This is a genomic window from Rhodococcus qingshengii JCM 15477 (genome assembly GCF_023221595.1).
Taxonomy (GTDB): Bacteria; Actinomycetota; Actinomycetes; order Mycobacteriales; family Mycobacteriaceae; genus Rhodococcus_F; species Rhodococcus_F qingshengii.
In genome coordinates this window covers 5,649,263-5,668,898 of record NZ_CP096563.1, presented here as the reverse complement: position 1 = coordinate 5,668,898, position 19,636 = coordinate 5,649,263, and the positions used below count along the sequence as shown (strand labels likewise).

The 19,636-nt window shown below is 62.4% G+C and carries 25 protein-coding genes; 11 read left to right on the top strand and 14 right to left on the bottom strand.

All coding sequences use genetic code 11. The annotated features are described in order from the left end of the window. The first annotated feature begins 55 nt into the window (after positions 1-55). A complete protein-coding gene (locus M0639_RS26155; protein ID WP_003940522.1) occupies positions 56-1,555 on the top strand; it encodes a flavin-containing monooxygenase in 1,500 nt (499 codons plus the stop codon). A gap of 82 nt (positions 1,556-1,637) precedes the next feature. On the opposite strand, the gene M0639_RS26150 is transcribed toward M0639_RS26155, so the two are convergent. Continuing rightward, a complete protein-coding gene (locus M0639_RS26150; RefSeq protein WP_054781331.1) occupies positions 1,638-2,108 on the bottom strand; it encodes a hypothetical protein in 471 nt (156 codons plus the stop codon). 77 nt (positions 2,109-2,185) lie between these two features. Here M0639_RS26150 and lexA point away from each other — a divergent pair, with 77 nt between their 5' ends. After that, positions 2,186-2,875 (top strand): transcriptional repressor LexA, encoded by a 690-nt coding sequence (gene lexA, locus M0639_RS26145; protein WP_197486155.1) that lies wholly within the window; start codon positions 2,186-2,188, stop codon positions 2,873-2,875. A gap of 13 nt (positions 2,876-2,888) precedes the next feature. Here the strand turns inward: lexA and M0639_RS26140 are convergent, their stop codons facing one another. The 4 genes from M0639_RS26140 to M0639_RS26125 are packed head-to-tail and all read right to left on the bottom strand — an operon-like array spanning position 2,889 to position 6,245. Next, the gene (locus M0639_RS26140) at positions 2,889-3,302 is read right to left on the bottom strand and encodes a (R)-mandelonitrile lyase (RefSeq protein ID WP_064073860.1); all 414 of its coding nucleotides are present in this window, start codon (positions 3,300-3,302) and stop codon (positions 2,889-2,891) included. A 29-nt stretch (positions 3,303-3,331) separates the two neighbouring features. Then, a complete protein-coding gene (locus M0639_RS26135) occupies positions 3,332-3,718 on the bottom strand; it encodes a DUF2255 family protein (protein ID WP_007729735.1) in 387 nt (128 codons plus the stop codon). Beyond that, entirely contained in the window at positions 3,693-5,165 is a 1,473-nt protein-coding gene (locus M0639_RS26130) for an MFS transporter (RefSeq protein ID WP_064073861.1), read from the bottom strand. Before M0639_RS26130 ends, M0639_RS26135 begins: the two co-directional genes overlap by 26 nt. A gap of 42 nt (positions 5,166-5,207) precedes the next feature. Then, complete coding sequence (locus tag M0639_RS26125) at positions 5,208-6,245, bottom strand: zinc-dependent alcohol dehydrogenase family protein (RefSeq protein WP_063315610.1); 1,038 nt, start codon at positions 6,243-6,245, stop codon at positions 5,208-5,210. Positions 6,246-6,412: 167 nt separating this feature from the next. On the opposite strand from M0639_RS26125, the gene M0639_RS26120 reads away from it, so the two are divergent. Continuing rightward, complete coding sequence (locus M0639_RS26120; RefSeq protein ID WP_064073862.1) at positions 6,413-7,297, top strand: helix-turn-helix transcriptional regulator; 885 nt, start codon at positions 6,413-6,415, stop codon at positions 7,295-7,297. 27 nt (positions 7,298-7,324) lie between these two features. On the opposite strand, the gene M0639_RS26115 is transcribed toward M0639_RS26120, so the two are convergent. The 5 genes from M0639_RS26115 to M0639_RS26095 all read right to left on the bottom strand — a co-directional run bounded on the left by M0639_RS26115 (position 7,325) and on the right by M0639_RS26095 (position 11,151). Beyond that, positions 7,325-8,467 (bottom strand): GGDEF domain-containing protein, encoded by a 1,143-nt coding sequence (locus M0639_RS26115; RefSeq protein WP_007729732.1) that lies wholly within the window; start codon positions 8,465-8,467, stop codon positions 7,325-7,327. A 118-nt stretch (positions 8,468-8,585) separates the two neighbouring features. Continuing rightward, positions 8,586-9,050 carry an RrF2 family transcriptional regulator gene (locus M0639_RS26110; protein ID WP_039973110.1) on the bottom strand — a complete coding sequence of 155 codons (465 nt, stop codon included), beginning with the start codon at positions 9,048-9,050 and terminating at the stop codon, positions 8,586-8,588. A gap of 62 nt (positions 9,051-9,112) precedes the next feature. Then, positions 9,113-9,862: an SDR family oxidoreductase gene (locus M0639_RS26105; protein WP_007729730.1), complete on the bottom strand. Its 750-nt coding sequence runs from the start codon at positions 9,860-9,862 to the stop codon at positions 9,113-9,115. A gap of 75 nt (positions 9,863-9,937) precedes the next feature. Further along, entirely contained in the window at positions 9,938-10,786 is an 849-nt protein-coding gene (locus tag M0639_RS26100; RefSeq protein ID WP_030536489.1) for an LLM class F420-dependent oxidoreductase, read from the bottom strand. 44 nt (positions 10,787-10,830) lie between these two features. Then, positions 10,831-11,151 (bottom strand): GYD domain-containing protein, encoded by a 321-nt coding sequence (locus tag M0639_RS26095; RefSeq protein ID WP_007729728.1) that lies wholly within the window; start codon positions 11,149-11,151, stop codon positions 10,831-10,833. A gap of 81 nt (positions 11,152-11,232) precedes the next feature. Between M0639_RS26095 and M0639_RS26090 the strand changes: the two genes are divergently transcribed. The 4 genes from M0639_RS26090 to M0639_RS26075 all read left to right on the top strand — a co-directional run bounded on the left by M0639_RS26090 (position 11,233) and on the right by M0639_RS26075 (position 13,359). Further along, on the top strand, positions 11,233-11,415 hold the full coding sequence (locus M0639_RS26090; RefSeq protein WP_003940600.1) for a hypothetical protein: 183 nt from the start codon (positions 11,233-11,235) through the stop codon (positions 11,413-11,415). A 44-nt stretch (positions 11,416-11,459) separates the two neighbouring features. After that, on the top strand, positions 11,460-12,275 hold the full coding sequence (locus M0639_RS26085) for a DUF72 domain-containing protein (protein ID WP_064073863.1): 816 nt from the start codon (positions 11,460-11,462) through the stop codon (positions 12,273-12,275). A gap of 70 nt (positions 12,276-12,345) precedes the next feature. Beyond that, positions 12,346-12,870, top strand: coding sequence for a hypothetical protein (locus M0639_RS26080; protein ID WP_064073864.1), 525 nt, complete (start codon positions 12,346-12,348; stop codon positions 12,868-12,870). A gap of 33 nt (positions 12,871-12,903) precedes the next feature. Then, positions 12,904-13,359, top strand: coding sequence for a PPOX class F420-dependent oxidoreductase (locus M0639_RS26075; RefSeq protein ID WP_007729721.1), 456 nt, complete (start codon positions 12,904-12,906; stop codon positions 13,357-13,359). Between the two features lie 2 nt (positions 13,360-13,361). On the opposite strand, the gene M0639_RS26070 is transcribed toward M0639_RS26075, so the two are convergent. Then, positions 13,362-13,805, bottom strand: coding sequence for a winged helix-turn-helix transcriptional regulator (locus M0639_RS26070; RefSeq protein WP_007729719.1), 444 nt, complete (start codon positions 13,803-13,805; stop codon positions 13,362-13,364). Positions 13,806-13,922: 117 nt separating this feature from the next. Here M0639_RS26070 and M0639_RS26065 point away from each other — a divergent pair, with 117 nt between their 5' ends. Next, positions 13,923-14,327, top strand: coding sequence for a PaaI family thioesterase (locus M0639_RS26065; RefSeq protein ID WP_003940256.1), 405 nt, complete (start codon positions 13,923-13,925; stop codon positions 14,325-14,327). A gap of 1 nt (position 14,328) precedes the next feature. Here the strand turns inward: M0639_RS26065 and M0639_RS26060 are convergent, their stop codons facing one another. After that, positions 14,329-14,844, bottom strand: coding sequence for a MarR family winged helix-turn-helix transcriptional regulator (locus M0639_RS26060; protein ID WP_003940222.1), 516 nt, complete (start codon positions 14,842-14,844; stop codon positions 14,329-14,331). Between the two features lie 58 nt (positions 14,845-14,902). Here M0639_RS26060 and M0639_RS26055 point away from each other — a divergent pair, with 58 nt between their 5' ends. Beyond that, positions 14,903-16,336 carry an FUSC family protein gene (locus M0639_RS26055; RefSeq protein ID WP_064073865.1) on the top strand — a complete coding sequence of 478 codons (1,434 nt, stop codon included), beginning with the start codon at positions 14,903-14,905 and terminating at the stop codon, positions 16,334-16,336. Positions 16,337-16,394: 58 nt separating this feature from the next. After that, complete coding sequence (locus M0639_RS26050; RefSeq protein ID WP_030536496.1) at positions 16,395-16,994, top strand: TetR/AcrR family transcriptional regulator; 600 nt, start codon at positions 16,395-16,397, stop codon at positions 16,992-16,994. Positions 16,995-17,015: 21 nt separating this feature from the next. On the opposite strand, the gene M0639_RS26045 is transcribed toward M0639_RS26050, so the two are convergent. Continuing rightward, positions 17,016-17,456 (bottom strand): VOC family protein, encoded by a 441-nt coding sequence (locus M0639_RS26045; protein WP_007729713.1) that lies wholly within the window; start codon positions 17,454-17,456, stop codon positions 17,016-17,018. 174 nt (positions 17,457-17,630) lie between these two features. Here M0639_RS26045 and M0639_RS26040 point away from each other — a divergent pair, with 174 nt between their 5' ends. Next, entirely contained in the window at positions 17,631-18,794 is a 1,164-nt protein-coding gene (locus M0639_RS26040; protein WP_003940397.1) for an alpha/beta hydrolase family protein, read from the top strand. A gap of 62 nt (positions 18,795-18,856) precedes the next feature. Here M0639_RS26040 and M0639_RS26035 read toward each other — a convergent pair whose 3' ends face one another. Then, the gene (locus M0639_RS26035) at positions 18,857-19,588 is read right to left on the bottom strand and encodes a TetR/AcrR family transcriptional regulator (protein WP_064073866.1); all 732 of its coding nucleotides are present in this window, start codon (positions 19,586-19,588) and stop codon (positions 18,857-18,859) included. Between the last annotated feature and the right edge of the window lie 48 nt (positions 19,589-19,636).

The window sequence follows — 19,636 nt, the reverse complement described above, 5'->3', positions numbered from 1 at the left end:
GGTCACTGCCGACGCCAGAAGTAGCTTCGCGACGACCGACGAAACGAGTTTCCTCATGACACAGCATGTCGACGTACTGATCATCGGCGCTGGCTTGTCCGGAATCGGCGCGGCTTGCCACCTCATTCGTGAGCAGACCGGAAGTACTTACGCGATCCTCGAACGCCGCGAGAACATCGGTGGCACCTGGGACCTGTTCAAGTATCCCGGCATCCGATCGGATTCCGACATGCTCACCTTCGGATTCGGTTTCCGTCCGTGGATCGGAACCAAAGTGCTCGCAGACGGCGCCAGTATCCGTGACTACGTCGAGGAAACCGCCAAGGAATACGGCGTCACCGACCACATCAACTTCGGCCGCAAGGTCGTGGCAATGGACTTCGATCGCGCGACTGCACAGTGGTCCGTGACCGTCCTGGTCGAGGCGACGGGGGAGACCGAGACGTGGACCGCGAACGTCCTCGTCGGCGCCTGTGGTTATTACAACTACGACAAGGGATACCGCCCCGCCTTCCCCGGTGAGGACGACTTCCGCGGTCAGATCGTGCACCCGCAGCACTGGCCGGAGGATCTCGATTACACCGGAAAGAAGGTAGTGGTCATCGGTTCCGGTGCCACCGCGATCACCCTGATCCCGTCGATGGCCCCCACTGCCGGTCACGTCACCATGCTGCAGCGCTCGCCCACGTGGATCCAGGCGTTACCGTCCGAGGACCCTGTGGCCAAGGGTCTCAAGCTTGCACGCGTTCCCGATCAGATCGCTTACAAGATCGGTCGAGCCCGCAATATCGCACTGCAACGCGCCAGCTTTCAGCTCTCACGCACCAATCCGAAGCTGGCGAAGAAGCTGTTCCTCACCCAGATCCGCTTGCAACTCGGCAAGAACGTGGACCTGCGTCACTTCACCCCCAACTACAACCCGTGGGATCAGCGCCTGTGCGTGGTTCCCAACGGGGACCTGTTCAAGGTGCTCAAGAGCGGCAAGGCCGACATCGTCACCGACCGTATCGCCACGTTCACCGAGAAGGGCATCGTGACCGAGTCGGGCCGCGAAATCGAGGCCGACGTCATCGTCACGGCGACCGGCTTGAACGTACAGATCCTGGGCGGGGCGACCATGAGCATCGACGGCGAGCCCGTCAAGCTCAACGAGACGGTCGCCTACAAGAGCGTGCTCTACTCCGACATCCCGAACTTCCTGATGATCCTCGGCTACACCAACGCATCCTGGACGCTCAAGGCCGACCTGGCCGCGTCCTATCTGTGTCGCGTACTCAAGATCATGCGTAAGCGCGACTACACGACTTTCGAGGTTCACGCCGAACCTGAGGACTTCGCCGAAGAATCTCTCATGGGCGGAGCCCTGACCTCGGGCTACATCCAGCGCGGCGACGGAGAGATGCCGCGTCAGGGTGCCCGCGGTGCGTGGAAAGTGGTCAACAATTACTACCGCGACCGCAAGCTGATGCACGACGCCGAGATCGAAGACGGTGTGCTGCAGTTCAGCAAGGTCGATATTGCTGTCGTGCCTGATAGCAAGGTCGCCAGCGCATAGTCGGCTCCACCGGGGGATGGACCGGTCGTACCAGTGGGGACGTCGGAGAATGTGCTGGAGATGTTGCGTCGACGTACCCGCGTCACGGGGTTTGCGATCGGTGAGTTCGCTTCCGTAATCGTCGGTTGTGCACCACCACGGGAAGAACATAGGTAGCGACCATGATCACGGCGAGCAGTCCGAGATAGAGATATGGCCAGGTCCATCCCGCTGCTCGTATGGCCAGCAACGATCCGCCCATGATCAAGGGCATCCCGGCCCCGGCGAGCAGGTCGACGTCACGGGGCGAGACGGGTGGGGTTCCGAGCAGAGGTACGCGGCTGCACGAGTTTTCTCTGATCGTGCGCATCACTGACATGCAGTAGAGGGCGGCGCCGGCGATCGCGATCGCCGCGCCAAGTGCAACTTCGACGACGCCGGTTCTCGCGGACATCAATGCGTAGGCAAACACACCCACCGTTCCCAAAGTGACCGGTGCCGACTTCCAGATCGGCGTCGACTTATGGGTGTCGGCGGGAACACTGACCGGGCGCATCGGTTCGAGAGGCTCCATCAGCTCAGCGTGCCATGCGCCGCTCGGGAAACAAACTGCCTGTGCCGTTTCTGGCAGACTCCGACTGCCTGGCCTGGATGTCGGGACCCCTCACTACGATTCTCATCGTGACCGATTACGACGATCTCTACATGTTCGGTGGCCTCGACGCCTCCTCCCTGCCGCTCCGCCAGCAGCAGATTCTGATGACCATCCGGGATCTCGTGGCTGCCAACGGGTGCACGCCGAGCACGCGGCAGATCGGAGACGCGGTTGGTCTGCGCTCGACGTCGACGGTGTCCAAGCACCTCAAGAGTCTCGAGGAGAAGGGCTTCCTCCGTAGGGGAGCGGCCATGGCTCGGCAGTTGGACGTGCGGCCGTTCCTCGTAGGCGCGAAGGAACAGTCGTCGTCGAATACGGTGACGGTTCCGGTCGTCGGTGACATCGCGGCCGGCGCGCCGATCCTCGCGGAGGAGCACGCCGACGAGGTGCTTGCGCTTCCTCGTGAGCTCGTCGGCTCCGGCACGGTGTTCGGACTTCGGGTGCGTGGTGAGTCGATGGTCGACGCAGCGATCTGTGACGGTGACGTCGTCGTGGTGCGCCGCCAGGACGAAGCTCATTCCGGTGAGATCGTCGCCGCGATGATCGACGGCGAGGCCACGGTGAAGGTGCTCCGGCGTCGCGACGGTCACGTGTACCTCGAGCCTCGCAATCCCGCGTACAGCGTCATCGACGGCGATCGCGCGGTCATCCTGGGCAAAGTTGTTTCCGTGATGCGCCGTATCTGAGAGGTGTCCGGTCTCAACGACGTCTGGCGCGGGGACCGCCGTATTCCTCATCGGTGACTTTGTCGCCCCATGTAGTTTCGGTGCTTCCGCCGCCGGGTCCTTCCCACAGCGCAAGGTGGGTCATGAAACGGTCGGGTGCTGCGCCGTGCCAGTGTTCCTCTCCTGCCGGGGTATAGATGGTCTCGCCCGGATGAACTTCGACGATCTCGCCGCCGCGAGCTTGAACCAGCGCGGTCCCGGAGACGATGTGGAGGGTCTGTCCGAGGGCGTGGGAATGCCAGTCGGTTCGCGCGCACGGTGCAAAGCGAACCATGTTGGCGCGCATCCTCGACGGCTCCTGTCCGGCGTAGATGACGTCCCACCAGACGTCGCCGGTGAACCAGTCGCTGGGTGCTTTGCTGGTGGGCTGGGGCTTCAAGATTTCCATGAGGTCTCCTCGGAATCGAAAGGGGCGGTTCAGTTCTGCGTCAGCGGAACAAGTCGAATGGTGTTGGGTGCGGCGGCGCGGCCGGTGACGGAGCCGACGATCTGCGGGCCGTAGCGGTCGTACTTGGTGTGATAGGCGGAGTCGATCGACGAGTGGGCATCCGGTGCGGCGGACTCGAACGCCACGTCCCGCTCGATTCCTCCTGCTCGGATTCGGCCCGTTCCACTTGCCGTTGCTCGGACGAACCACGGGTTGTCGGTTCCGTAGGCCGAGCGAACGTACAGTTGGTTGTCGGTACGGACAACCCAAATCGTGACGTACGGCCTTGCGGTTCCGTCTCGGCGGTACGAGGAGACCTGCAACTCCTCGGCGTCGCCGATCTTGGTCAGTTCAGCCTCGGTCCACGAGTGCGACATCTCGGCTTCCTTTCTCCTGGTCGAATTGCTTTGCGGTACTTCGCGTTCTCGTAGCCGGGACGATCAGTGCGAGGACGATGACGAGACAAGCGGCGAGCAGGGCGGTGCCTGCGGTGAGAGCCGTTGATACGTGATCGGTGAGTGCCGTTGTAGCGTCGTCGGCAGAGGATCCGGCGCCCGCGGAGACTGCGACGAGGATGCCGAGTCCGAGGGCACTGCCCAGTTGATGTGCAGTGTTGACCAATCCTGATGCGGCACCGGCATATTCGGCCTGTACCCCGGAGATGCCAGCAGAAGTCAGTGGGGCGAAAGCCAACCCCTGTCCGGCGCCGATCAAGATCATCGGAAGTGCTATCGCAGTGAGGTACGTGCTGCCGGGATGGACCAGACTGAGCCACGCCATCCCGGCCAGGGTGACGGCAATGCCAACCGACAGAATTGCGGAATTTCCGAATCGCGGTGTCAGTCGCGGAATAAGCATCGCCACAGCAAAATTGACGATCGTCATCGGGAAGAAGGCGATGCCTGCTTGGAACGCGCTGAAGCCCATGACGCCTTGGAGTAGCTGAGTCGTGAAGTAGAAGAATCCGATCATGGCACCCAGATAGAGCATTCGGGCGGCGTACGCCCCGGATCGCTCCCGGCTACGGAACAACCTCAGTGGCATGATCGGCTGCTCCGCTCTCGCTTCGTTGAGGAAGAGCAAGGTCAGTAGTATCGCCCCGGCCGCCAGTGTCGCAACGGTGATCGGTGAGGTCCACCCCGCTTCGGCCGAGTTGACGGTGCCGAAGACGATCGCGGTCATCCCGAGTGTGGCGAGAACAGCGCCGGCCACATCGAAACGTCCGGAGTGGGGCTCGGTTTCCGGAATGAACCGGGGAGCGAGAGCGATCATCGCGATACCGATCGGAACGTTGATGAAAAAGCCTGCGCGCCAAGACACCCAGTCGGCAAGGGCGCCGCCGATCACGAGTCCGAGGCTGGCGCCTATTCCCGCAGCAGCGCCGTACCAGGCAACAGCGCGCGTTCGCTCCGGGCCGGGCGGGAAGCTGGCGGTCAGCAGTGACAGCGACGCCGGGGCCACCACTGCGGCTCCGACGCCTTGGAGAGCGCGCACTGCGATGAGCCACCAACCGTTCGGCGCGACCCCGACGAGAAACGACGCAATCGCGAAAATCGCGAGACCGGCCACGAATACGCGACGACGGCCGAAGATGTCCCCGAGACGAGCACCCAGCAGGAGAAGCCCGCCGAACACCAGGGTGTAGGCGTCCTGGACCCAGGACAACCCGGTTGCCGAGTAACCCATGCTGCTTTGGATGCTGGGTAGCCCGGTGAAGATGATCGAATTGTCGAGCAGGATCATGAAATAGCTGATCAGAATGATCGCCAGGATCGCGGTGGAATTGATGCGACCGGCAACGGGACGGTTGGCAGTGTGGGTCACGCGCTTCTTCTTCGCAAGTGGTGGACTTTCGCAAGTGGTGGACTACGGGCGGACGAGGACCTTCAACGATTCACGGGAGTCCATGGCTCGGTAGCCTTCCGCTACGTCGTCGAGTCCGACGGTGTGGTCGAAGACCTTGCCCGGCTCGATCTTTCCATCGAGCACATCCGGCATCAGCTCTTCGATGTACGCGCGCACCGGGGCCGGTCCACCGGTGAGTGTGATGTTGGGTCCGAAGAGTGTCCCGAATCCGATTGGAGCTTCTTCGTATTGTGGTACCCCGACTCGGCTGATGACGCCGCCCGGTCGGACAACTCCGAGCGACTGCTCGTAGGCAGGCATGTGACCTACCGCTTCGAGGACGACATGAGTGCCGTCGCCTCCGGTCAGTTCGCGGACTTTCTCGATGCCCTCGTCTCCACGTTCGGCAACCACGTCGGTGGCTCCGAACTCGAGACCGAGATCCGTGCGGGTCTTGTGGCGCCCCATGAGGATGATGCGCTCGGCGCCGAGGCGTTTGGCGGAGAGCACTGCCATCAGCCCCACGGCTCCATCGCCGATGACCGTGACCGTAGTGCGTTGGTTGACGCCACCCTTGACCGCCGCGTGATAGCCGGTGCCGAAGACGTCGGAGAGTGTGAGCAGTGACGGTAGGAGTTCGGAATCCTCACCGACCGGCGCCTTGACCAGGGTGCCGTCTGCCAACGGCACTCGGATGGCCTCTGCCTGACCGCCTCCGATCCCGTTTCCGGCCCAGAATCCACCGTGTCGGCAAGACGTCTGCAAGCCTTCGCGGCAGAAGTCGCACGTCCCGTCGGACCAGGCGAAGGGGGCGATGACGAAGTCGCCCTTCTTCAACGTGGACACCTCGCGACCGGTCTCTTCGACCACTCCGACAAATTCGTGGCCCATCGGGGAACCACCGGGCGTGGCCGGCATGTTGTGGTAAGGGTGCAGGTCAGAGCCGCAAACGCACGCCCTGACGACCCGTACGATCGCGTCCGCCGGCTGCTGCAGTGCCGGATCGGGCACGGTTTCGACTCGAACGTCTCCGGCGCCGTACATGATGGTTGCTCGCATGGTGTCCCCTCTTGCTTCTGGTGTCGCGTGCTTCGAAGTCGACGTTTCGGCGTGGACCGGTCGACTGCTATCAGTCAACGCCGCGCCTCGCGGGCGCGGGAGTGTCTGTTGTTCCAGGTAACGGCAGTACCTCCCTCGGTCTTCGCCGCTCGAGTAACGTGAACTGCATGGACAACCGAGCCGAGATCCGCGAATTCCTCAGCTCCCGTCGTGCTCGCATCACACCCGAGCAGGCAGGGCTCCCGGCTTACGGCGGAAACCGTCGCGTCAAGGGGTTGCGCCGTGAGGAAGTCGCTCTGCTCGCCGGTGTGAGCATCGACTACTACGTGCGCATGGAACGCGGAAATTTGGCGGGAGCGTCGGACTCGGTGCTCGAAAGTCTTTCCCGAGCACTGCAACTCGACGAAGCCGAAACTGCCCATTTGTACGACCTCGCGAAGGCCGCCAGTGCAGGCGCACCGAGTAGAAAGCGTCCCGCCCCCAAGGGCGTGAGCCCGGCGATTCAGCAGATACTCGACGCCATCACCGACGCACCGGCGTGGGTACGTAATGCCAGGCACGACATGCTGGCGGCCAATCGTATGGCGCGCGCGTTGTATTCGCCGGTGTTGGCCGATCCACGTAGGCCAGCGAACAACGCCCGCTTCGTGTACCTGGACCCGGCATCGCAGGACTTCTTCGTGGATTGGGAGCGCGCGGCAGACGACATCGCCGCGATGCTCCGCTCGGAAGCGGGGCGCAATCCCCATGACAGGGCGCTGACCGAGCTCATCGGTGAACTTGCCACTCGCAGTGAGGTATTCCGCACCCGGTGGGCGAAACACAATGTGCGCTTTCATCGGACGGGATTCAAGAAGGTTCGTCACCCCGTCGTCGGCGACCTGGAGCTGAACTTCGAGGCGATGGAACTGCCGTCCAATCCCGGGCTGACACTGCTGGTCTACACCGCGGCGCCGGGGACGCCCACGGCTGACGCACTCAAACTCCTGGCGAGTTGGGCGGCAACCCAGGATCAGCTGGATCCGGCGAACGACAGCGAAGCGGCGCTCTGAATTCGATCGACAGGTAATCGTGTCGATTCAGCTCAGATGCGTTACTGCCCAAGCTACCTGGTCTCCACCTCGTCGTTTCGCCCGATACATCGCGTTATCGGCGTCGGCAAGAATCCGATCGATGGTTCCCGAAGCGTCCGGGATTGTCGAGGACAGCCACACGCTGGCTCCGACGCTCACGGAAATCGACTGCCGGCCGGCGGGCCGCGATATCGAATTGTGAATGTCCACCACGGTTTGTTCGATGCGACGTGGCTCCACGGGCATGAGAATCACGAACTCGTCGCCGCCAGTCCGCGCCACCAGCCCGACCTCTCCGACCACCGAGTTCAGGCGCCGGCCGACTGTCACCAGCATCCGATCGCCTTCCGCGTGACCCAGTTTGTCGTTGACGCTCTTGAACGAATCGACATCGATCACCACCGCAAGGACTACGTGTCCTTGGAGTTCGCCGACACCGAACAACTGTTGCCAGACATTGTGCAGCCCACGTCGATTCAGGGCAGCGGTGAGTGGATCACGCCAAGAGTGTCGTGCGTCGTCGGTCAAATACAGGACGAGGAAATGCACGGTCATCGAGGCTGAAGCGATAACACACCCGATGACGAATCCAGTGGACACCGACAGCGAAGAGTCGGTATCCGGATCGGTTACAGCTCGAATTGTCAGTAGCGCAACGACGAACAGCGCACCGGTGATCTGTGCGGTGACTATTCGAGGGCTGTGGAATACCGACGAATAGTTCGCGACGACCACGAACAGAACGGTGCCGGTCAATGCCAGGAAGCTCGAATGGATTCCGGCGAGAAGTATCAAGGACAAGCAGATATTGGTGAGCGAAACGAAACGAACGGATTGATGGTGACTCGGCCAAGACCGACCGAGTGACCAGCGAATCATGCAGTAGAGCGCGATCATGCATGCTGCGCCCGCCGCGAGCCGTTCAGGGAGCTCGGTTGCGCCACCCTTCACGAATTGAGCCAGTACGGCGAGTGCCACGAACACAGCACACCAAAAGGTGACGACCACCCTGGCTGTCCCCAACATCGATCGAGCAGCCAGGAACCTCGGGAACCATTCGCCGTCGTACGCAAGAGACCACCAGCGACTCAACAGTCCCGTTGTTTGACGAATGTTCTGCCCCAACCCCGCAGCGCCACTGACTCCCATGAAACCCCCTCCGAGATCTTGCGAAAATTCCCGGAAGATTCTTCGTCAAGATTTGATCCCCGAACAAGGTACCCGATAGTTGAACGATGGATTGCCGTCTCGTGGGGTGTGGGCTGCTCTAGGGTGTGATCGGTGTGGTCAGGATCTTTCTGAGTGCCGGAAGGTCCAGGGTTGCAGCAAGATCTGCAATAGTGACCCCCGACAGTGATGCGCGCCAGGCTTTTTCGGCGTCGGCCATGACCTTGGCGATTCCGCAGGCGGAACGGCACTGTTCCGGTGGGGCGGCGAGGATTCCTTGCTGTCGAATCTCCGTGCACCGGAACGCAGGTTCGGTGCCGTCAACGGCCTGTACGACGTCGAGAACGGTGATCTTCTCGGGAGCCCGGGTGAGAACGTACCCGCCGTCTCGGCCCTCGGTCGGATTGACCAGACCGGCGTGCGCGAGCGCTCGCAGATGCTTCGCCAGGTATGTCTTCGACACCCCGTGAAGTTCGGCGAGTCTGGCTGTGGGTACCGGCCCTTCGGACTGGCTCAGAACCACGCAGCAGTGGAGTGACCACTCCACGCCTCCGGAAAGCTTCATGATTGGACTCTATCGACGCCGCGGAAAGCGGTGCGGGCCGGACGTCGCTCGAGTTGTCGACGTCAGGCCTTCTCGGCAAGCCACGCGTCGTATGTTGTCGGCGCGATCCATGCATCTGCACCGGGTGTCGGGGTCAGTGCCGAGTTGTCGAGTTTCGCGCCGAAGTAGCCGGCTTCGGGATCGGAGATAACCGAACGCTTGTCGCCGGTGACGAGGAACAAGCGCCGGACCAGTTCGTCGATGCCCAGCGGTTCGGGTCCGGCAATCTCGACCGTGCCGTTTTGCGGCGCGCCGATCACTACCTCGGCGACGTGGGACACGACGTCTCTAGACGCGATGGGTTGCAGATGTCCCGGCGTTGCGTGGACGGCGCCGTCGGTGGTTCCCGCGTCGGCGATTCCGGCGACGAACTCGAAGAATTGGGTCGATCGGACGATCGTGTAGGGGGTCGGGCCCGCTTTGACCAGGTCTTCCTGGGCGACCTTGGCTCGCATGTACCCGGAATCGGGCAGTCGATCGGCACCCACGATGGACAGGATGACGTGGTGCCCGACGCCTGCCTTCTCCTCCGCGGCGAGGATGTGGCCGGTTCCGTCGCGGAAGAAGGCCAAGACGTCGTCGTCCGACCACGAAGGGGAATTGGTCAGATCCACGACGACGTCGGCACCCTCGACTGCCTCGGCGATACCTGCGCCGGTGGTGATGTCGATCCCGTCGCCGCGACCGAGCGCCTTCACGTCGTGCCCGGCGTCAGCGAGCTTGGCGGCGACCTGGCTTCCGATGAGTCCGCTTCCAAAAATGACGATCTTCATGTTTTTCTCCTTTACTCGGATAAGTAGTGTCCAAGTATACTCGGACACTACTTATCCAAGTCAAGGGTTGCCCGGTCAGTCGAAGAGTTCGGCGGCCAGTGCTTCGTAGGTCGCGATCGGATCACCTTCGGCGGGAAGTGCTTGGATCGCAACGTGATCGGCACCCGCCGCGACATGCTCCCGAAGTCGATCCGCGATGGACTTCGCGGTACCCCGCGCAACCAGGGCGTCGATGACGCGATCGTTCCCCTCGTTGGCCAACTCTTCGGGCGCAAAACCGAGGCGCTCGAGATTGCTCGTGTAGTTGCGCAGATACAGATACGGGTTGGCGACGGCGGGGCGACCGATTGCTCTGGCCTTCTCCGGATCGGTTTCCAGGACGACCTTGTGCTCGGGGGCCAGGATCTTCGAAGGGCCGAGGATTTCGCGAGCTTCGGCCGTGTGTTCGGGGGTGGTCAGGTACGGATGCGCGCCGGCGGCGCGAGCGGCGGACAGTTTCAACACCTTCGGCCCCAGTGCGGCGAGGACGCGCCGCGATTCCGGGACCTGGGCCGCGTCGAGTTCGTCGAGGTACGACACGAGTGAGGCGTACGGCTTGGTGTAGTCGCCGGTCGCCTCCGGATGCCCGACGCCTACGCCGAGCAGGAATCGACCCGGGTGCGCGGCTTCGAGTCGGTGATAGGACTCCGCCACCTCAGCCGCAGGTGAGGACCAGATGTTGACGATTCCGGTTGCCACGGTGATGTGCTCGGTCGCGTCGAGAAGTTTCTCGGCGATCCGTAGATCGGCGCGTGGGGAGCCGCCGATCCAGATGGTGCCGAAACCGAGTTTCTCGATCGCAGTTCCCAGCTCGGGCGGCAAACCAGCCGCTCCTCGCCAGATTCCGTAGGTGCCCAGGTCAGGTGTTTTCGTAGTCTCCGTCACAGCGGGTGCAACTCGGCTGCTGCCGGGATCTATTCCTTCCGTCGTCATTTGCCCGGCGCGCGGTAGTCGGTCGGTCGCTTGACTGCCTCGTCGATCTGCTCCGGCGTGAGCAGTGTGATCGACTCCGAGCGTGCTGCACCTGCCGCAGCCGTGCGAATGCTCAATGCGGCTGCCGCGACGTCGTCCGGCAGGTTGCCGATCACGAACATGTCGTGACCGCCCAGTGCGAAGTGGCAGGATTCGACAGTGCCACCGATGCTTTCGACCATTCGCGTTATCGCGTCGCGCCGCGCAGTGCCTCCCTCCTGCTGTAGACCGGCGGCGCCGGAGGGTGAGTACGTCACTTGCCAGAGGTATTTCGGCATTTCCACTCCTAGCTCGGGATGGGTACTTCGATCGTGTACCCGTAGGGCGCTCGGTGGCAATGGGTAGGGGACAATCACGGCATGGTTGGAACTCCGGTGATCGTGACTATCGTGTCCGTGTGTGTAGGTTTTGTGATCTTCATGCTCGCTGCCAGTGGTGCACGCGGAAAGTGGGACCGTCGCCTCGTGATCGCGTTGTTCATCGGTGCGGTGGTGTGCCTGACCGTCGTACCGGTATCCGTCGCGCTCAGCGCCGGAGTTTGAAACACGGAGTGCCAAAACGCTCGAGTGCCGCTTAGTCTGAATCGATGGCAGATATTCGGGTAGGTATCTCCGGGTGGACGTATCCCGCGTGGCGCGGAGATTTCTATCCGAAAGGTCTTGCTCACCGCAAAGAATTGTCTTATGCCGCAGAGAGATTGACGTCGATTGAGATCAACGGCTCGTTCTACGCGCTGCAGAAGCCGGAAAGCTACACCAAATGGCGCAGTGAAACTCCCGAAGATTTTGTGTTCGCGATCAAGGGCGGCCGGTACATCACGCACATGAAACGACTGCTCGACGCCCGTGACGGACTCGCCAACTTCTTCGCCGCCGGAACACTCGCCCTCGGCCCCAAACTCGGACCGATCCTGTGGCAACTACCTCCGACGCTGCAGTTCGAACCGCAGCGGTTGACCGACTTCTTCGACGGTCTTCCCCGCACCACGCAGGCTGCAGCCGATCTGGCAGCACAGCACGACGACAAACTCACCGAAGACCGAGTGTTCGCCCAGACCGAGAGGGACGTGCCGATTCGCTACGCGGTGGAAGCGCGGCACGCCAGCTTCGAGACCGACGAAGCCGTGGACCTGATGCGCGAGCACTCCATCGGTTTTGTCGTCGCAGACACCGCCGGCAGATATCCCCGCATCACCACTCCTACTGCCGATTTTGTCTACGTGCGGATGCACGGGGACAAGGAACTGTATGCGAGTGGGTACACCGACGAAGCTCTGGACAAGTGGTCCAAGCGCTTTCGGGATTGGATGGACGAGGGCCTCGACGTGTACGTCTACTTCGACAACGACATGAAAGGCTTTGCGCCGCACAACGCAATGTCCTTGTTGGAGCGGCTGCGCTGACGGATCGCCTGGCCTGTCGGTGGGATGTGGAAGGCTTCCGCATGAACGCGAGGACCGAGGAGATACCACGATGACGCCAGACCAGCGGACGCCGGAACAGCGGACGCCAGAACAGAGCTGGCCGACGCATTGGCCGAAGGTCGCCCGTGACATCGCCGATGCCACGGCCGACGCACTCGCCGCGGTGCGGGCGGCAAATCGTGACGGACTGCTCGTGGCTGTCGAGGAACTGCGCGGGCTCTCGTTCGAGCAGGTCAGCTCGGTTCACGCGGCGATCGTGCGCGAATTGCTAGAGGACACGCATCCGGACGGCTTGTCCAGCGAGGACGTGCAGGATGCGCTCACTGTTTGCGCCAAGTCCACGATCGTGTGGCTGCCGGATCTGGACGTGCAGGCGCTCGCTGCGGTCTACACCGGGGCGCTCGGGATTTCGGATCTGGAAGACGATTCGTTCCGCATCGGGCACGGCGCGTACCTGCGTTCGGCGGTTCTGGTCATCGGGAGTTTGTCGACCGGAGTGAAGAAAGCTCAGAGCGCGTACATTATTCGTGCAATCGACGAAATCGCACGTGCTCAGACCATCGAGATGCCCTGAGCGTCAGTTCGTAAATCGAATTAGGCTGAGGTCATGTCCAAGATCGCCAGCGCAGATCGTGTGTCGTTTGCCGAACTCCTCGAGTTCATCAGGCCGCGCCATCGGGCCACGTTCGTCACGGTGAAGAAATCCGGCGAGCTGCAGATCTCTCCGGTGACGTGCGGGGTCGACGACGAGGGTCGGATCGTCATCTCCACGTACCCGGAACGGGCCAAGGCCGCGAATGTCCGCCGCACCCCGGCGGTGTCTCTGTGTATCCACTCCGACGAGTGGAACGGCCCGTACGTCCAGGTGAACGGGACCGCGGAGTTGATCGACCTCCCGGACTCGGTGGAACCGTTGGTCGACTACTACCGATCCATCGCCGGTGATCATCCCGACTGGGACGAGTACCGCGAAGCCATGCGCAAGCAGGGTAAGAGCCTGATCCGCGTCACCGTCGACTCCTGGGGTCCGATCGCAACAGGCGGGTTTCCGCCCGGACGCTGACGCTATCGAGTAGGCGGCGAGAGTTCGACTACATGCGCGTCTTTGGCGGCCAGCGGCTCTTTGCAGTGCGCGCACACAACTTGGGCGTGCAGGATCTCACCGCAACGGTGTTCGACGACGGTTGGCGGTGGACCCGTCGTCGCAAAGGCGTCCCCCCATTCCATGAGCGCCATCAGAATGGGATAGAGCGCCTTCCCTGATTCGGTGGCGACGTATTCGTAGCGCGGTGGATGGTCTTCGTAGCGTCGCTTCGCGAGGACGTCGGCGTCGACAAGGGTGCGTAGACGCGCGGCGAGGATGTCGCGGCTCGCACCCGTGCCCGCGGCGATCTCGTCGAACCGTCGTTGCCCGAGGGCGATTTCTCTGAGCACCAACAGTGACCACTTCTCGCCGACGACCTCCAAGGCGTTGGCGATGGAGCAGTTGCGTCCTTTTGTCGCCGTCATCTCTGGGCCCCTGTTAGTTGGAAATGTTAGTTGGGAATTCCAACTTAGCACTTGACGGCACGTATTTCGAGGCGGAAGGTGAGTCGAGAAATCCAACCGAGCAGATGAGGGGTCGACATGACGGAATTGAATCTCGAGGCAGCAAGCGGATTTGTCAGCGCTGCCGGATTGCAACTGGACGAGGTGTCCGGCACGAAGGTTGTCGGGCACATCGATCTGTCCGAGGAGCATCACACGCCGTGGGGCGTAGTCCACGGCGGTGTCTACACGACTGCCGTCGAGTCCGCCGCGAGCATCGGGGCCAGCACTGCAGTGGCGGACCGTGGCGAATTTGCCGTCGGAGTGCACAACGGAACGGATTTCCTGCGGGCGCGTACGGGTGGGCGCGTGGACGTCGTGGCTGTGCCGATACAGCAGGGCCGGGTTCAGCAGTTGTGGTCGGTGGTCATCACCGATCCGGAATCGGGCAAAGAGGTGGCGCGCGGTCAGGTGCGTTTGCAGAACGTGCCGCTGCCGAAGTAGGTCAGTCCCAGATCCCCGAGTCGATGTTGAGTGAGATGCGTTTGAGCAGTGCCGTCAGTTGGGCACGTTCGTCCTCGTCGAGTCCGGTGAGTACTTGACGGTCTCGCTCGACGCGTCGGGGAAACTCTGCCTCGACCAATGCGCGACCGGCATCGGTGAGTTGAAGCAGAACCACTCGTCCGTCGTGTTCGAAGCGCTGACGCTCGACAAAGCCCAGCTTGGCCAGGCGGTCTGCGTGTTTTGTGGTGGCGGCGCCGCTGACCATCGTGACGGCGGTGACTTCGCTCGCCCGCAGGGGACGGTCACTGCGAGCGAGTGCACTCATCACGTCGAATTCGGCGCGAGAGACCCCGCTGGACGCCAGTGCGCGGTCGAGCTGGTGAAGAGACTGCGCGTTGATGCGGGCGATCCGGCCCATCACCTCGACGGGAGCAGTGTCGAACTCGGGGTAGGCGCGCTTCCATTCGCGACGGACTTTGTCGATGAAGTCGTCTTCGGATCTGTTCGCCGCGCCCATGGCCCCATCCTAGCGACAGATTTCACATTACTTCACAAGTAATTTACTAGTGAAATAAATGTATGCTGGGTGGGTGAGCCGAACCGAAACCGCAGCCAGGACGCCCAGCCGTCTCACTCATTCGAGTGAAGCCATTGCACATACCGTCTCCGGGGCGACGTGGCGAGCGGCTTTTCGTATCGGATCCGCGGACGCGACCATCGCCCCGGCGATCAGAGTCGGACTCGCCACCGCCGTAGTCCTCGTGGTCGGCGGACTGCTCGGGCATCGGGAATTGGCCGGCTTCGCGGCCTTGGGTGCGCTGTGTGCCGCGTTCGGCAGGTACGAGCCGTATCCACGGTTGGCCGGCAAGCTGGCAATGGTGGGTGCTGCACTGGTGGTTTCGATTGCCTTCGGCGGCGCCATGGGTGTCGCGGGCGTTCCGATGTGGTTGCAGATCGGCATCCTCTCTTTGCTTGCGGGTGCGTCGTACTGCTTCATGTCGGGCTTCCGGATCACCGGGCCAGGGCCCGTCATCCTCGTCTTCGCGGCGACCGGTGCAGCCGGATATGCCTCCAGCGTTGATGATTTGGCGCGGTTGGTCACTGCCGGTGCGCTCGGAGTTCTGGTCGGTTGGGCGGCCGCGATGCTCCCAGCGCTCGTACTGCCGATGGGACCTGCCCGCCTGGCAGTTGCCCGTGCAGTTTCTGCGGTGGGGCGTCTCGAACAGTCCGGCGCAGACGGAGTGGAACCGGCGCTCGGATCGATTGCCAACGCCCGCTTGGTTATTGCGTCGAGTGGCCGGATCAAGTCGACCGTCGATCACGGACGCGAACTGGTGGCGGTGCTCGACGAAGCAGAAGCGGCAGTTCAGGAGTGGCAGTTGCACGGCGACGCCACCCTGATTCGCAGCATTGCTCGGCACGAGAAGGAGCTTCGGAAGCTCAAGCGTTCCAGCATGATCGAACACGATCTCGCACCGGCAAAGAACCTGGCCGCGCCCGAAGGCTATTTTCTCGAAGGATTGAATCGGCTGTATTCGCGCCCGGTGCGGATGAATGCTCTCCGCATCGTGGCAGCGTCGGCTCTGGCCGGTTGGCTCGCGGCGGGAGCCGGGTTGGAGCATCCGCTCTGGGCGTCGATGGGTGCCATCGCCGCGATGCAGGGGCTGAACTACAAGCAGACCGTCCAGCGTGGGATTCAGCGGTTGGTGGGAAATGTAGGTGGCGCCGTCGTCGCTGCTGCTCTCATCGCATTGACGCTCGGCTACTGGCAAGCGGTTGCCGTGGTCGTGATTCTGCAGACTGCTGCTGAGCTGCTCGTGATCAAGAACTATGCACTGACATCACTGGCCGTCACCCCGATGGCACTGCTCCTCATCGGTTTCAGTGCTCCGATCGGGACCGAAGCGGCAGTGGCTCGCGTCGCGGACACTCTCATCGGCGTGGTGATCGGTGTTGTCGTCGCCGCTGTGACGATCAGTCGATCGGATCGCCACCACGTCACCGTGTAACCGGTACTGCCGTGTTTCCGGTACTGCTGTGTTTCCGGTACTGCGTAGGCTCCTGCAGGTGGAGGACAGCACGCCGGTCGACGGCCGGAAACTGCGTTACCAGCATCGCCGTGCCGAATTGCTCGAGCAGGTAACCGCGTACGTCACGGCGAACGGCGTCGGTGAACTGTCCATGCGGCCATTGGCCAAGGATCTGGGGATCAGTCATGCGACACTCATCCATCATTTCGGTTCGAAGGAACAACTGCTCACTGAAGTAGTTGCCACCCTGCGAGACAGTTCTTCTCTCGACATCTCTTCCGGGACCGACATCGTCGAGATGTTGACGAGTTACTGGAATGGGCGCACATCAGCGGAATCGTTGCCGAACTTTCGCTTGATGTTCGAGATCTACGGACAGGCGTTGTTGCATCCGGAGCGGTATCGCGAGTTTCTCGACCATGTGGTGGGGGACTGGTTGGGTGGTTTGGCGGAAGCTGCGCTCGCGCACGGATGTCCACCCGATCGCGCTGATCGCTACGCGACGATCGTGTTGGCGCAGATTCGCGGGTTGACGCTCGATCTGGTGACCACCGGTGACCGCGTCAGAATCGACGCGGCGTTCGCCGAATTCGCGGCTGCGATGGGCGCTCTGGCCAGCTCCTGGAAGGCGATCTGACGCTCCGAATGCCGTGACGCTTCAGGCGATCTGCTCGAACAGGGACACGATGATCCCTTCTGGCCCCCGGACGTAGGCCATGCGCACGCTGTTCTCGTACTCGCCGATCCCGCCGATGAGTCCGTAACCGTCCGCAGCCACCGCGTCGACCGCAACCTGGAGATCGCCCACCTCGAAAGACACGTTGCGTATCCCGATCTCGTTGGCCATCGGAGCAGGCGATCCGGGTACGTGCTCGGGCGTGACGAAGGACGAGAGCTCGAGCCGTGATCCTTCGCCCGGCGGGCGCAGCATGGCGATTTCGCACTTGGCTCCAGGGATACCGCAGACGGTTTCCACGAACTCACCCTCCACGGATCCGGTGCCCTCCACCTCGAGACCCAGACCGACGAAGAATGCCGTCGCTGATTCGAGGTCCGCGACGGTGATGCCGATGTGGTCGAAACGCTGTACGTGTGCCATGGACACATCCTCCTACTGTTTTTTCGTGCGGTTCGATGCTAGGTCGGAGTTGGGGCCGGAATCTCGACATATACGTTTCACGAAGCTGCAAGATTTTGCTTGACCGATCGGTTAAACAAAATCTACGATAACGTCCAACGAGGTCGCCCACCGCACGAACCGGAGTCGTCAGACGTGAAATTCCAGTCGAAGTCGTTTGCCCGCATATCCATCGCAGCCCTCTGTGCTGCAACGATCGGCTCCGCCGTTGCTGCGCCCATCGCGTCCGCACAGGCACCGAGCGCGTCGCAAGCCACCGGCACTGTGGTGTCGAGTGAGCCGCTACCGAAAGATCTGTGGATTCCGGGTACCGCCGACGCCAAGCGATTCACGTACTGGACCATCGGTTCCAACGGCGGGCCTGCGCTGAGCAGTGGCGCATACTACGTCCCGGCCGGTCCGGCACCGGAAGGTGGTTGGCCCGTCATTGCGTGGGCGCACGGCACCACGGGACTCGACGATTCCTGTGCCCCTTCGCTGGTCGGTCCTGGCCTGCCCGAGCGCGACTACCCCTACCTGGGGCGTTGGCTCTCCGAGGGCTACGCCGTAGTCGCCACCGACTACGTCGGTCTGGGAACACCGGGGCTGATGCCGTATCTCGACGGAAAGGTGGAGGCGCACAGCGTCGTCGACTCGGTCAAGGCTGCTCGGGTGATCGACCCCACCATCTCGAATCGGTGGGCAGTGGTCGGACAGTCGCAGGGCGGCGGAGCGGCCATCACGACGGCGCGCTACGCCACTGAATACGGTGGGGATTCTCTCGACTATCGCGGCGGGGTGGGTACCGGAGTGCCGGCCAACATCGAGTTGACCCTCCTGCCTGCCGGTCCGGGCTTCCCTCCCATCGCCCTCGGCGGCGGATTGACGTCGTACGCGCTCTACATCCTCGCGGGCTTGCGGGAAGCGCACCCCGAGATCGACTTGAATTCCTACCTGAACGACTTGGGAAGGGAAAAGGTCGACTCGGCCGAAAAGCTCTGCGCCGCAGACCTGGACGAGGCATCCAAGGATCTGGTCCTCGGTGACATCTTCTCCCGCCCGCTCAGTCAGATCCCGAACTTCCAGGGTCTGCTGAACGATTACATGGGTGTACCGACCAGTGGATACGATCGCCCCATCTTCATCGGCCAGGGCTTGCTCGATGTGGATGTCCCTGCACCGTCTGCACTTTCGCTGGTTGCAGCGTTGGTCGCCAACGGTGAACCGGTCACGTTCAAGACCTACAACACCGACCATAGCGGCGCTTTGGTCGAATCACAGGCTGACACGATTCCGTTCGTCGCGAACCTGTTCCGTTAGACATATCGAGAATCCAACTCATCCGAGGGTTGCTGTCGCACAACTGCGACAGCGACCCTCGGTCATTTCTGTGACTCCTTGATTGCGTTCAGCCGCGCCTCGAGGCCGTCGAGGACACGGTCGAGTGTGTAGCGATAGTGTTCTGCCCGTGTTGCTTCCGCAGCATCCGGTGGACCGGCGAACTTCCCGATCAGTGTCTCCATCGATGAACGAGGATCTGAGGGTCCGTCGTTACTCAGTCGTTCCAGCATCGCGCTGTGATCGGGTGAAGGCTGTCCGCTGGGAATGCGCCTGGCGTCGTTCATGGCGATCAGTGTGATTGTCGAGGTGAAGGCGACGGTGTAAGCCTGAGCGGCTTCTTCCCCGAACCCGGCGTCGATCAGCGATGCCAATCCTGCCTCCATGAGTTCCCGGCTGCGCTGGGTGGCAACTCCGTTCATCAGCAGCCACTGCGCCGCGCCTGGACACTCGATCAATGCCTCTCGCATCTGCAAGAGCAGATGTGTCAGCCATCGACGCCAATCTTCCTGTGCGGATGGCACGTTCACGGCCGACACCGCACTGTCGACCACCGCAGCCGAGAGTGCGTCCCGATCTCCGACGAGTCGATAGACGACGGAGAACGACGTATCGAGTTCGCCGAGCAGCTGCCGCAGCGACCAGCCCTCGACTCCGTGCTCGCGACTGAGCCCGAACGCCACGGTCACCACTGCGTCCGCAGTGATCCCGGTGTTGTAACTCCGGCGGCGCTCTGATGTCGCGGCGGACTTCTTGTCAGGTGATGGCGCAGTCATGGTCCGACCGAGCTTAGCGGCGTCGGATCGGTGTGCGTAGTCGACGCA

Excerpts from the sequence above, each read along its gene's own strand:
- M0639_RS26115 (WP_007729732.1), bottom strand. The coding sequence starts at position 8,467 with ATGGGAGTCAGTGGCGCTGCGGGGTTGGGGCAGAACATTCGTCAAACA.
- M0639_RS26070 (WP_007729719.1), bottom strand. The coding sequence starts at position 13,805 with ATGACGGCGACAAAAGGACGCAACTGCTCCATCGCCAACGCCTTGGAG.
- M0639_RS26120 (WP_064073862.1), top strand. The coding sequence starts at position 6,413 with ATGGACAACCGAGCCGAGATCCGCGAATTCCTCAGCTCCCGTCGTGCT.
- M0639_RS26035 (WP_064073866.1), bottom strand. The coding sequence starts at position 19,588 with ATGACTGCGCCATCACCTGACAAGAAGTCCGCCGCGACATCAGAGCGC.
- M0639_RS26085 (WP_064073863.1), top strand. The coding sequence starts at position 11,460 with ATGGCAGATATTCGGGTAGGTATCTCCGGGTGGACGTATCCCGCGTGG.
- M0639_RS26155 (WP_003940522.1), top strand. The coding sequence starts at position 56 with ATGACACAGCATGTCGACGTACTGATCATCGGCGCTGGCTTGTCCGGA.
- M0639_RS26140 (WP_064073860.1), bottom strand. The coding sequence starts at position 3,302 with ATGGAAATCTTGAAGCCCCAGCCCACCAGCAAAGCACCCAGCGACTGG.
- M0639_RS26055 (WP_064073865.1), top strand. The coding sequence starts at position 14,903 with ATGTATGCTGGGTGGGTGAGCCGAACCGAAACCGCAGCCAGGACGCCC.
- M0639_RS26105 (WP_007729730.1), bottom strand. The coding sequence starts at position 9,862 with ATGAAGATCGTCATTTTTGGAAGCGGACTCATCGGAAGCCAGGTCGCC.
- M0639_RS26065 (WP_003940256.1), top strand. The coding sequence starts at position 13,923 with ATGACGGAATTGAATCTCGAGGCAGCAAGCGGATTTGTCAGCGCTGCC.
- M0639_RS26060 (WP_003940222.1), bottom strand. The coding sequence starts at position 14,844 with ATGGGCGCGGCGAACAGATCCGAAGACGACTTCATCGACAAAGTCCGT.
- M0639_RS26075 (WP_007729721.1), top strand. The coding sequence starts at position 12,904 with ATGTCCAAGATCGCCAGCGCAGATCGTGTGTCGTTTGCCGAACTCCTC.
- M0639_RS26125 (WP_063315610.1), bottom strand. The coding sequence starts at position 6,245 with ATGCGAGCAACCATCATGTACGGCGCCGGAGACGTTCGAGTCGAAACC.
- M0639_RS26095 (WP_007729728.1), bottom strand. The coding sequence starts at position 11,151 with ATGCCGAAATACCTCTGGCAAGTGACGTACTCACCCTCCGGCGCCGCC.
- M0639_RS26135 (WP_007729735.1), bottom strand. The coding sequence starts at position 3,718 with ATGTCGCACTCGTGGACCGAGGCTGAACTGACCAAGATCGGCGACGCC.
- lexA (WP_197486155.1), top strand. The coding sequence starts at position 2,186 with ATGTCGGGACCCCTCACTACGATTCTCATCGTGACCGATTACGACGAT.
- M0639_RS26090 (WP_003940600.1), top strand. The coding sequence starts at position 11,233 with ATGGTTGGAACTCCGGTGATCGTGACTATCGTGTCCGTGTGTGTAGGT.
- M0639_RS26150 (WP_054781331.1), bottom strand. The coding sequence starts at position 2,108 with ATGGAGCCTCTCGAACCGATGCGCCCGGTCAGTGTTCCCGCCGACACC.
- M0639_RS26110 (WP_039973110.1), bottom strand. The coding sequence starts at position 9,050 with ATGAAGCTTTCCGGAGGCGTGGAGTGGTCACTCCACTGCTGCGTGGTT.
- M0639_RS26045 (WP_007729713.1), bottom strand. The coding sequence starts at position 17,456 with ATGGCACACGTACAGCGTTTCGACCACATCGGCATCACCGTCGCGGAC.
- M0639_RS26080 (WP_064073864.1), top strand. The coding sequence starts at position 12,346 with ATGACGCCAGACCAGCGGACGCCGGAACAGCGGACGCCAGAACAGAGC.